Source organism: Aquimarina sp. I32.4 (genome assembly GCF_002924285.1).
GTDB lineage: Bacteria > Bacteroidota > Bacteroidia > Flavobacteriales > Flavobacteriaceae > Aquimarina.
Genome location: NZ_PGUB01000123.1, coordinates 1 through 11459 on the forward strand (window position 1 = coordinate 1; position 11459 = coordinate 11459).

Consider the following 11459-nt stretch of genomic DNA (forward strand, 5'->3'; position numbering starts at 1 on the left):
TCATGGCTCCACCATCCTTTTAGAATCTCTGGGTTTCTTTGTTCTGCTACTTCTTCTGCTATGTTTTGATTTCTAAGAGCGGGGTCTGTTTTGCGCCACCATTTTGAGATGACTACCTCACCATTGCGAATTACAATAGGTGTAGAGATCAATAGACTATACATGGGGCCATCTATACCACCATCTATATATTGTAATTCAATACAAAAGGCTCCTTGAAACTCTAGTGTTTTAAACATCTTGTAGCCATCAAAGGATTGTTCTTCTATTTTGCATTCTTTTCTCATGGTGCGCGATAGTGCCCAATCATCCAAAAGATGTGTCCACCTGCCTGTATCGGGGACTACTACCCTGTAGATACCTGTTTGTGGTGTGGCAGAGGGCATACCATTAAAATCTGTTTGTTGGTGTACTTGTTCTGTATATGATAGTACAGGAACACTATATCCATCGATATAGAATTTTACATTACTACGTGTTGACATAACGTATTTTTAGGTTTTAGAGTTTTTGTGTGTGTTCTTTTTTTCAAAAATCAAATATAAGTATCTCTTATACAGTGGCCTTACAGATATCTGTAATCTGGCCGTATTTTTTTTAATTTTTTTTCATCAGTTAGGATTTAGAATTTAGTATTGAGAAATCGATATTCGGTGTTCTGCATTGGGTGTTCGATATTTATTACTTTATTTTTCTTATCATTCTTTGTTTTGTGATTTTCTATATAAAATGTACATTTTTACATAGATCGTTACGGCTTTTGGTTCGTCATTGAATAGGTTTGTTGCAAATTTGCCTATATCAACATCTAGCGCATTGAGGATCCCATAAAAAACCTTGGGAGGTATATCGTATTCGTGTTTTTCCATTACGTTACTTTTTTTCGCAAAAAGGTACAGGAGTAATAAAAAACTGTATTCATTATACTAACTAATAAAAAAATCACTCCTGTTTTCCCTTTTGCCTTTGGAACAATATCAACTTCTAAAAAAAGCTACTGCTGGTATACTATCACATTGTAAACCAACAATCAATATTAATTCCTGTTACTCCTTCTTTTTGTATTTCCTTTTTTTTGAGTGGCGCACTAAGCAAGCTTTATAGAGCTGGGCAAGTGACTGTTTTAATCTATTGTGATGGCTGATTTTATAATCTTGTCTAGATGATCTAATCTGGTTTTGATATCTGCGGTAGATAATTCTTCTTTAATGGTATTGAATGTTGTGATAAACCGAGTTGCATTTTTTTTGTTTTTGCCATAATCGGTTATTTGCCAATCAGTACACTTACTTTCTATATCAATAGTACCACGGTTGATACTTATGGTTATTGTTTCTCCCCATGAGAACCATGAGAAGCTGGTTAAAGCTTCTACTATGTAGTCTGAATCATGAAAAGAATCAAGTTTCCATTTTAGTTTATCTACTGTATCTAAAGCTATTACTAGATACTCTCTATCTGATAGCCCTGTTGCTGTAAAGCTTGTTGTGTATTTTGAGGACAAGAATCGAAATGGCATAGTATTTTATTTTGATGGTTTATAAAAAATTATTGGATAGCCTCATTGACTAGTAAGGTTTATTAATGCGATGCTCGGTATCTGTTTTTTACAAAGACACAGGGGTACGCTGGCATATATGCAGATATAATGACCTATAAACTATGCTATATACTTTTTGTACCCTGCACCTTTGCTGTGAACAGAATTACTCACAAACTCAACTTAAAACCTAATCGGGTAATTTTGGGTGTTCTCTTTTTTATTCTTTTTTACAAAAGGGTACAGGAGTAACTACGGGGTATTTATATAATCTTTGTTCAAACTAATAAAACTACTCCCTTATTCCTTTTGCTAGTGGTACAATACCACTTACTGCACTGATGTAGATAAAGGGTTACCTGACTTAATCGATTCTATACACAGTTTTGATTGTTGTATCATTTCTGCAACCTCTATGGCTGTATTGCCATTGGTATATTTTTCTTCTATCCAAAGGCGAAGTAACAAGGCATATCCAGCATGTTTATTTACACAAGTATCAAAAAGCTGGGGATTAACCAATAAATAGTTGAATACCGTGGCTTCAAAAATTCTGAATCGATTTAGTTGTTGACCCTTTTTTGCAATTGTTTTCATATTTAATTTATTTTGAGGGGTTATCTATAAACACTTTTTGTTTTCTTCCATTAATTCGTTTGCTAATTCTTTAATTTTTCTGGTACTTCTAGTTTTTCTATTTGGAAATTTGTTATTTAAAATATCTCGGACATATCCAGCTGAAATCCCAAGCCTTTTAGCTATTAATGAACCTATACCATAAAAATATTTGTCTTTTAACTGTGGTTTGTTCTTTTTAGAACAACTATTTATTTGTTTCATCATTCAAAAAACACTTACTTTGTTTATATAGTCGAACACAAATATAAACATTTTTCTTTATAATAAACATTTTTCTTTATAAAACATGACAGGAGAGTATATGAGATCGAAAATTATAATGTCTGGCTACCAACAGATAGAAGTGGCGGAGAAACTTGGTATTTCCCCACAGAACCTAGAAAGTAAGTTACAAGCAAAAGAAATAAAAGTTAGCTTTTTACTTGATGTCTCAAAAGCTATAAACAAAAATGTTTATTACTTTTTTAATGATTTACCAGAAGAAAAAATTGAAGAAAAAAATTTAGATTTTGACATAAAGGGTGCTTCGGATAATAATATTTCAGATGAAAAGAATAAAGAAATGTCATCAGACGATTTTATACTTTCTAAAATTGCAGAAGTATTATCTTCAAAACTAACACCTCATTTTGACGTATCACAGAAAAATTTAGATATTCTAACAGAATCACAATCAAGAATATTATTAAACCAAGGGGAGCTACTAGATAAAATAGAAGAGCTTTTGACTATTATAGCTGAAAAAAGAAAAGCAAAATAACTATTTAGTATTATTGATTTTATCAATAGATTTCTCAAGTAAATCAAGAATATCTTTAACAGTAATGTTTGAGTTTTTGCGAATTTCTTCCCTAATAACTTCCTTTTCCTTTGCTTTTAATTCTTTACGATATTCGTCTAAAAGTAACGCATATTTTAGGTTTTTAAGACTCATATTTCTTGATTCTTTTTTTTAATCTTTCTAAGAAAGTAGAAAAGAAAAACTAATGAACTTACCATAAAAGTAATAAGGAATTTTAGGTTTAGATCATTGAAAGAAGTCTTTTTCAAGTTCAGAACATAAATGAATACTTGATAAGTAATGTTTATAATAGGAACTATCATTACAAATCTATACCTCTTGCCTCTTGCTTCAAAATAAGCAATAACCCAACCTATTAATCCAAACAAATTAATTAGTACAACAAACAATAATACTCGTAAACTTGAATACCCAGAGATTCCTTCACCCACACCTCTAGGTATTGCATCATGGATATAAGGTAATATTGACGATAATAATATTAATCCACCTATTAGAAAATCTCTATATATCGTTCTCTTCGAGTTCTTCTTTATCAAGTTGTTTGATATCATTTTGATCTAACGATTCAGGAGTACAGCCCACATAGATAAAGCTTGTTACTAACAATACAATTGTTGCTAAAAATAGTCTTTTCATTACTTTAGATTTTAATAGTTATACTCTAAAATAATTCAAAACTCTTTTAAATCCTACGCTACATGTGGGGTTAGCAATGGATAAAGATCAATCATATGCGATGAAACTCCTTTATTAATAAATAGTTTCATTTATAACTGCAAGATGGTAAGAATTTTTGATTTTGCATTACTGCAAAACCGCAATATTAATACTTTCAATACATAAAAATATCATTAACAGCTGTTTAAATAATAAAAAGTGAAAATATTGTGGGGCTACCTATCTAATTGTGTACCCAAAACTACCCCACCAACAAATAGGGTAATTGCTCCTATGGTTCGCAGGGTTTTCTTTTGTCTTGGGTGTTTGATAGGGGTAATTTGTAGATTACCTTTGTAGTCCATTGTCAAAGACTCAAAAGGGGGTAGTTTGGGGTGTCCCAGCGCAGTTTTAGCCTTCCTTAGCGGTATATTGTGATGTCCCAGCGTAGTTTTACTCATTCCCAGCGGTAGTTTGAGGTGTTCCTAGTTGGGTAAAAGATAGTCCGTGTAATTTATATAAGACTCTCAGCGCAGTTTTACCTTTTCCCAGTGGTAGTTTGTGGTGTCCCAGCGCGGTTTTACCCCTTTCCAGCGGTAGTTTGTGGTGTCCCTAGTTGGGTAAAAGATAGTCGGCGTAACTTATATAAGACTCTCTGGTGTAGTTTTATCCTTCCCCAGTGGTAGTTTGAGGCTCGCCAGTGCAGTTTTACTCATCCCCAGCGGTAGTTTGTGGTGTCCCGGTTGGGTAAAAGATAGTCCGCGTAACTATATAAAGCGTCTCAGCTACTGGGGGCTATATATTCTGTGCGCGGACTAGTGTTTGTATAGCTTTGCTATAAAAATGAGGGGGTGTTATCGGTTATATCTGCTGATATATCCTTGGTATCGCTCTGGGTCTTTTCTGAATAGGTGTTTGCCTGTATCACGAATCTCGTCTATGGCTTCTTTGAGATGGGTGTATGCTTTGTCTCGTGTATCCTTGGCTTTAGAATTATCAAGGATCGCCCCATTTGCTCTACCTAATAGTTCTGCCAATTCATCTGCTTGTTGCTCTGCTTGATCAAAACGGGTCATATCATAATTGATGGTTGTAAGTTCTGCGGTATTTGCTTTTGCCAATACGCTTATATCTACCAAATCTTGTATCATATCTGCATTTCCTGATCCTCCTGCAATGGTTCGTACTCGTGCAATGAGGTCTGATCGCTTGCGAAAAGCAAAGCGCAGGTCTGCCAATAGATCGTTTCTAAAGGTGAAGGCATCGGGTGATTTTACGTTCCATACCTTTACGGCTTCTTCTCTGTCATATCGTTCTTTCATCCACACACCTTGTGCGTATCTGCATGCTCCTGCACGAATGGGCAGGTCTTCTGCATAGGTATCCCAATCTAATCCTATATTGGTTAGGGCTTCTTTGTCTTCTTGTATCCAGACATATAGATTTTCTGCTTCTTGTACTACCACATCTATCGGGGTTCTTGGTGGTAAGGCATCTTCTGATAACATAGATTCTAGTAAACTAAGCTTGGTGTCATAATTTTGTTTTGACATGTTTTTGTATTTTATTGATTACTACTGTTTTAAAATACAATAATAGCTATAGTTAGTCCCGTTTTATGAGACTGAGGATTTTTTATTTGTTAATTGGTGTTGGTGATGGGCTGTTAATGAGATTTTACTTTTGATAGTAACCCTAATTTAACATTGACAAGTACGAGTGATGTATTTATAGATGTTCAAGGAATACAGGATTTCAAAAAATCGTCGCTCAAAGGATATCGCATTGCAGGAGGACCACAGAAAGCAATGCAACTGGGTTTTGAATATCGTGACCCTAATTTTTGGTGGTTTGGTGCAACTTTAAATCATTTTTCTAACACCTTTATTAATATTAGTCCTTTTGCAAGAACAGCAAACTTTTATCAAGATATTGATGGATTACCTTTTAATGATTATGATGAGAATATTGCAAAAGATTTGCTAAGACAAGAACAATTTGAAGATTATTTCTTGGTAAATGCAATAGGTGGAAAGTCGTGGAAAGTCAAAAAATATTATATAGGCTTTTTTGCTTCTGTAAATAATATTCTTAATCAGGAATATAGAACAGGTGGTTTTGAGCAATCCAGAAATGCTAACTACAGACTTGCATTAGCCGAATCACAACGTGATACTCCTATTCATGGGTCTAAGTATTTCTATGGACCAGGTATATCATACTATTTCAACATTTATCTAAGATTTTAATAATAAACAAAAAGATATGTACGCTAAAAGATTAAGTTATTTTTTTATAGGAATAATGTTCCTTAATTGCTCAGAAGAAGAATTTAAAACCCCTTCAATCACTATTGATACTCCTAAAATTGAAGGCACAATAATCTCTATAGATGCTGTGCTAGGAATTTTGAGGCAAGAGATTGCATCAAATGGAGAGAATGCCAAGGTGTTTTTTGAAGAAACGGATAATTTTATAGAAGGATACATTGTATCCAGCGATAAAGCAGGTAATTTTTATAAAAAACTAATAGTTCAGGATAAAAGTAATAACCCCTCTGCAGGTATACAAGTACTAATAGACATTAATCCATTATACACAACCTATGAGCTTGGAAGAAAAATATATATCAAGTTAGAAGGGGTATCCTTAGGGATAGAAAATGGAGTACCTACTTTGGGTATTGCAGAAGGAAATTCTATTAGTACAATTCCTTCTTTTTATGTAGAAGATATAGTGATACGATCTACAGAAGTTGTAACAATAACTCCATTAGATATTGCAATTGAAGATTTTACAGATAAACTATTAAATCTATATGTAAAAATAAATGCGCTACAGTTTACAAAAAATCTGGTTTTAGAAAATAACGCTTTTACTTTTGCTGCAGAGGATAATGATAAATATAGTGGAGAGCGTATTATAGAAAGCTGTTCTTCTAATAATACAACTATAGTAAGCACTAGTACTTTCTCAAGTTTTAAAGGGCTTAAGTTACCCAATAACCAAGGAAGTTTTGAAGGAGTATTGACAAAAAACTTTTTAGGGAATGCATATAATTTAGTACTCAATGATCCAACAGGTTTAGTGTTTGATACAGAATCGCGATGTGACCCAGAAGTTCTAGAATGCTTATCAGTATCTGATGCAAGTTTGACTGTATTTGAAGAAGATTTTACAAATCTCAAAAATAAAGACTTAGAAGATTCAGGATGGATAAATAAGAACACAACAGGGGGTAAGCTAACTTATAAAATAGGAAATTTTGGAGATAATCAATACATACAAATTACAGGATATAGATCAAAAGAAAGTCTATATGAAGCATGGTTGATTACACCAGAAATTGATTTAAACACCGTTATAGATGCGGGTTTAAATTTTGATCTTCAGGCAGGATATGATAATGGTAATATTTTAGAGGTTTTTGTAACCAATAATTATACAGAAGATCCATCTGCCACCACATGGATAAAACTAGATGCAACTATTTCCAGAGGACCACTCAATGCATTTAGTCCTATTGTATCTGCAGGACCAATAAGCCTTTCTTGTTTAGAAGGTAAGATTCGTATTGGGTACAGATATATTGGGGGAGACCCAAGAGCGACCACACGATATCATATTGATAATATTAGAGTTACAGGAAAGTAAAGAAGATTCTGTGATGGATACATGTTTTATTATGAATTCAACAACGGGAAAACTTAATGGAATTGATAGGATTACTGTCCAAACAAATGCAGTAATCCAGACAAGCCTATGCTTGGAGCTACTATCATTATCATATCCAGACTTATACCAGTTATACTTTGAATTTACTGTAAAAGTAAATTCAAAGTATAACTGGTATTAAAAGAAAAGGATATATTTCTATGATAACAGACTATTTATATAAGGGGCAAATTTTGATTTGATGAATCGCCTGTCACGAGACTAGCGTGGCAGGTGGTGTGTGAGGCCTAGTGGCAGTTATTGAATCGTCATCCTCCTACTCGATTGTGCCTTTGCCTTTTAATTCTATTTTAGATTTTTATTTTCAAATACCAGAACATAAGCTTGTTCCATTTTCTCAATTTCAATATCACTTAGCTCTTTGTAAAGGTTTCGTTTTCTACTTGCAAGTTTTCCTTTATTTTGGTGAAGGAACAATATCATACGATCAACTTTTTTATCAGGCATATCTACTATACTCTGGATGTTACTCTTCAGTTCATCATAGCACTGAAGGAAAAGAAGTTCTTCGGGAATATCTGTTGTAATTGTTGATTGTATGGCTCTTGCCAAAAATACAGTATGATTTGTTAGATCTGGATATCTGAATAATGCTTCTATATCCGATGCATTATTAACTGACATTTCACCAGAATCGTTAATGTTATATTTTACTTTTCGTTCTATCAACTTAGAAAGTAACTCTAAAGTAGCATCATATTCATCCATATGGGCGAGTATTTGAGCTGAAACAGGAAGTATTGTACTGTTTGGTACAATGCCATCACGTACTAGAATATCATGTATTAGAAAGCGGTGAATTCTTCCGTTACCGTCTTCAAACGGATGAATATATACATAACCAAATGATACCATTGTGGCTTTTATAATTGTTGCAGTTGATGGGTTCTTTTTGTTTAGGTCAATAAGTCCTTTCATAAGTGACTTTACAAATTGTGGAGGAGGACATACATAATGTACTTTTTGTGTATAGTCCCTCATTGTTTGACCTACATAGTTTTGAAAATTTCTAAAGCCATCATCCACATACCTTGGATCAACAATAATATTTTGCATACGTACCAATTCTACTTCTGATAATGATTCTTCAAAAGATTTTTGGCCAGCTTCTTCTAGTAAAACAATGAATTTATCCATTCTGTCTTGTGATGGCTCTTCTTTCTCTATTTCACTTGATGATTTTGATTCTTTCTTATATAGGTAATAGCTTGCTCGTTTAAAAATTTCTGGAGAATATTCATGCTTTAGATTTTCAATTTCACCTTGAATATCCCAATCAAGTAAATCTTTGAGTTCTGTTGTCTTTCTAATTATTGGACAGTATTCTTTAGATCCGAGAAGGTTGTCATTTATTTTCCATTTAGATATTTTTGTAATACTTCCTGTAACATATTTAGATGAATCTAATAAGTCTTCATAATTAGAAATAGTTATGTCAACATCTATTGATTTGACTCCAGTGAATTCATAAAGAAAACCTATTATTCTTGAATATTTTCGATTTGGATTTGCTTTTACGTAGTCAGCTATTGTTTGATGCTCAACTGAATAGAAAACTTCCTTTATGAATGCTAGGTTTAAATCATCATATTTTAAAGCAAATTCTAAATGAGAAATTGGATTGTCATTTTTTACATCATATTTTGATTTGAAAGTCCGTACTACTGTATTTGTTAAGCTTATTTCTATTTTATCAGTTGACCCTATATATGATTCGTGAGTTAATTGAAAGCCTTTGATTTTTAATCTTTCTTGAAGCCAAGTAAATCCTATTTTTTTCATTTATTTTCTATTAACTGGGGTAAAATTCATTTTACAGGGGTAAATATAGTTTATTTTGCATAAATAGGGGTAAAATTCATTTAACACCAATTTTTAGAGGTAAAAATTATTTCACTAGGGTAATATCGTTTTTATCTATATTTTTTAGGGTAAAAAGATTTTTTAGACATATTTAGGTTAGTTACCTTTATTTTCTATGAATCTATATATTTTGCTTTTTACAGGCTTTTTAACTTCTAAATAAGACCTTAAAAGGAGACATAATAAAGAAAACTTCTCTATAGAGAGGGGTACACAAAGTCACTTTCTTTAAAAATTTGGGTTTGCGCAACGGTTATCGTTGTTGACTAAAGTACTTTTTTTGTCAATATCGTATACAGTCGATGATTAATATAATAATTCCCTGTCCCTAATTTTTGTTTTATTAAAACTCCATCTTTTGCTAATTTGTTTAAATAATTAGCAGCCGTTATTCTTGAAACATCTAAATCTCTTTCTATGAATTCAATTTTTGTGTATGGATGTTGAAATAAATTATTTAATAAATCTTGACTGTAAAATTTATAACTACCTCTAATTAGGTGTTTGTATTCAAGCATAAGAGTTTGAATTTCTTTAATTAGTGTAATTGTCTGTTTAGAGGTTTGTTCAACAGCTTCTATAATGTATATCAACCAATTTTCCCAATTCCCCGTTATTCTTACTTCTTGTAATAATTCGTAATATTTAGCCTTATTTTCAATAATGTATCGGCTTAGGTAAAGTATTGGTAAATCAAGTAAATCTTTCATTACAAGATATAATACATTAATTATTCTTCCTGTTCGTCCGTTTCCGTCATAAAATGGATGAATACTCTCAAACTGATAATGAATAATAGCCATTTTAACAATTGGATCAAATTCAGATAAAGTATCATCATTGATGAATTGCTCAAGGTTAGACATCAAGCTTTTAATAGTTTCATAATCTTGAGGAGGAGTATAGACAACTTCTCCTGTAGTTGTATTTTTTAAAGCAGTTCCCAGAACTTTTCTAAATCCTGCATTATTTTTTTCAAGTTCAGATTGAATTTGAATGATATCATTATTTGTTAATATATTTCTCTTAGATATTAAGGAGTAACCTGTTTTTAATGCAGATATATAGTTTTGAACTTCTTTAGCGTCTAATGATTTTAATCCATCGAGATTTAACTCAGCTTTATATAGGTCGTCATGAGTTGTAATGATATTTTCAATTTCAGAACTGTCTTTAGCTTCTTGCAGTCCTAGAGTATTGATCAATATACTTTCATTGGGAATACTTGAAACCATACCTTTTAACTCCGCTAATGCTCTATGAGCTTCATTAAGCTTTTTTAAAACACGTTTTGTCTCAATATCTTTCGATAAAGGTAATTTTTCAAGTTTGAAATCATTCATAATGATAAGAAATTCTAATTTTCTTTACAAAGATAATTACTCTGATAAGAAATTCTAATTTTCTTTACATATAAAAAACAAATGATAAGATTTTGAGATATTTTATACATTCAATTTTTCTAAGCTGTTACTGTATTATCGTATATATGTTGTACCTGTTACACAAGTTAGCAAAATAGAAAAGGTTTAATATCACTTATTATCATGAAGAATATGAGTAAAATATAGGCAGAGTTAACTATAAAGAAGGGAGGTATAATAAAGAAAACTTCTCTATAAAGAGGGGTACATAAAGTTGTTTTCTTTAAAAATATGGGTTTGCGCAACGGTTACCGTTGTTGAACTGGACTACCTAATAAATTTGGGACTATTTTCTCAAGCCACTTTTTTATTATTTTTCCAATATTGTATTTCTACTTCTAGAGGAGTTTTATATCCTAAAGAAGAATGTAATCTTTGTGTATTGTACCACTGGATATAGTTTTCTATCTTAGAGTATGCCTGAAGATAATTTTTGAATTTATATCTATTGGTACATTCGTATTTAATGGTTTTAAACAACGATTCTGCTACTGCATTATCCCAACAGTTTGCTTTTCTACTCATACTTTGTTTGATGGTACTATTTTTATTAAAAATCAGCTTCATTTTACGTGAAGCATATTGCACACCTCTATCAGAGTGAAATATATGATTTTCAGTAATTTGCCTTCTATTTTTAGCTTTTATCCAAGTTTTGTAGATGGTGTTTTCTGTAGTCATATCTTCACTTAATGTCCATGCCAGTATTTTTCTATCTGCTAGATCCATAATTATAGTCAAGTAGTTCCATTGACCTGCCACTTTGATATAGGTAATATCAGAGACCCACTTCTCT

At 32.1% G+C, this 11459-nt stretch carries 16 protein-coding genes; 4 read left to right on the forward strand and 12 right to left on the reverse strand.

The features are described from left to right. The 5 genes from tssD to CVD18_RS19315 form a co-directional block, all read right to left on the reverse strand. On the reverse strand, nucleotides 1-485 hold a 485-nt coding region (tssD, locus tag CVD18_RS19300), incomplete at its 3' end, for a type VI secretion system tube protein TssD (protein ID WP_146052859.1). Nucleotides 486-698: 213 nt separating this feature from the next. Then, nucleotides 699-869: a hypothetical protein gene (locus CVD18_RS22775; RefSeq protein ID WP_158250510.1), complete on the reverse strand. Its 171-nt coding sequence runs from the start codon at nucleotides 867-869 to the stop codon at nucleotides 699-701. Between the two features lie 254 nt (nucleotides 870-1123). Next, nucleotides 1124-1519, reverse strand: coding sequence for a hypothetical protein (locus CVD18_RS19305; RefSeq protein WP_103867146.1), 396 nt, complete (start codon nucleotides 1517-1519; stop codon nucleotides 1124-1126). A gap of 351 nt (nucleotides 1520-1870) precedes the next feature. Next, entirely contained in the window at nucleotides 1871-2137 is a 267-nt protein-coding gene (locus CVD18_RS19310; protein ID WP_103867147.1) for a hypothetical protein, read from the reverse strand. 24 nt (nucleotides 2138-2161) lie between these two features. Next, nucleotides 2162-2383, reverse strand: coding sequence for a hypothetical protein (locus CVD18_RS19315; protein ID WP_103867148.1), 222 nt, complete (start codon nucleotides 2381-2383; stop codon nucleotides 2162-2164). 82 nt (nucleotides 2384-2465) lie between these two features. Between CVD18_RS19315 and CVD18_RS19320 the strand changes: the two genes are divergently transcribed. Further along, entirely contained in the window at nucleotides 2466-2939 is a 474-nt protein-coding gene (locus CVD18_RS19320; protein WP_103867149.1) for a hypothetical protein, read from the forward strand. Here CVD18_RS19320 and CVD18_RS22780 read toward each other — a convergent pair whose 3' ends face one another. The 4 genes from CVD18_RS22780 to CVD18_RS19335 all read right to left on the reverse strand — a co-directional run bounded on the left by CVD18_RS22780 (nucleotide 2940) and on the right by CVD18_RS19335 (nucleotide 5194). Further along, nucleotides 2940-3113 carry a hypothetical protein gene (locus tag CVD18_RS22780; RefSeq protein ID WP_158250511.1) on the reverse strand — a complete coding sequence of 58 codons (174 nt, stop codon included), beginning with the start codon at nucleotides 3111-3113 and terminating at the stop codon, nucleotides 2940-2942. 372 nt (nucleotides 3114-3485) lie between these two features. Next, complete coding sequence (locus CVD18_RS23420) at nucleotides 3486-3620, reverse strand: hypothetical protein (protein ID WP_255409474.1); 135 nt, start codon at nucleotides 3618-3620, stop codon at nucleotides 3486-3488. 257 nt (nucleotides 3621-3877) lie between these two features. Then, the gene (locus tag CVD18_RS19330; protein ID WP_103867151.1) at nucleotides 3878-4102 is read right to left on the reverse strand and encodes a hypothetical protein; all 225 of its coding nucleotides are present in this window, start codon (nucleotides 4100-4102) and stop codon (nucleotides 3878-3880) included. A gap of 393 nt (nucleotides 4103-4495) precedes the next feature. Beyond that, complete coding sequence (locus CVD18_RS19335) at nucleotides 4496-5194, reverse strand: hypothetical protein (RefSeq protein ID WP_103867152.1); 699 nt, start codon at nucleotides 5192-5194, stop codon at nucleotides 4496-4498. Nucleotides 5195-5347: 153 nt separating this feature from the next. On the opposite strand from CVD18_RS19335, the gene CVD18_RS19340 reads away from it, so the two are divergent. The 3 genes from CVD18_RS19340 to CVD18_RS22785 are packed head-to-tail and all read left to right on the forward strand — an operon-like array spanning nucleotide 5348 to nucleotide 7497. Next, the gene (locus CVD18_RS19340; RefSeq protein WP_103867153.1) at nucleotides 5348-5890 is read left to right on the forward strand and encodes a hypothetical protein; all 543 of its coding nucleotides are present in this window, start codon (nucleotides 5348-5350) and stop codon (nucleotides 5888-5890) included. A gap of 16 nt (nucleotides 5891-5906) precedes the next feature. Continuing rightward, entirely contained in the window at nucleotides 5907-7295 is a 1389-nt protein-coding gene (locus CVD18_RS19345; protein WP_146052860.1) for a DUF5689 domain-containing protein, read from the forward strand. A 31-nt stretch (nucleotides 7296-7326) separates the two neighbouring features. Further along, complete coding sequence (locus CVD18_RS22785) at nucleotides 7327-7497, forward strand: hypothetical protein (RefSeq protein ID WP_158250512.1); 171 nt, start codon at nucleotides 7327-7329, stop codon at nucleotides 7495-7497. Between the two features lie 164 nt (nucleotides 7498-7661). On the opposite strand, the gene CVD18_RS19350 is transcribed toward CVD18_RS22785, so the two are convergent. The 3 genes from CVD18_RS19350 to CVD18_RS19360 form a co-directional block, all read right to left on the reverse strand. Next, nucleotides 7662-9158, reverse strand: a complete 1497-nt coding sequence (locus CVD18_RS19350; RefSeq protein WP_103867155.1) for a Fic family protein — start codon at nucleotides 9156-9158, stop codon at nucleotides 7662-7664. A 347-nt stretch (nucleotides 9159-9505) separates the two neighbouring features. Beyond that, a complete protein-coding gene (locus CVD18_RS19355) occupies nucleotides 9506-10582 on the reverse strand; it encodes a Fic family protein (RefSeq protein WP_103867156.1) in 1077 nt (358 codons plus the stop codon). 375 nt (nucleotides 10583-10957) lie between these two features. Beyond that, the coding region (locus tag CVD18_RS19360; RefSeq protein ID WP_146052798.1) for an IS3 family transposase at nucleotides 10958-11459 on the reverse strand (502 nt) is incomplete at its 5' end.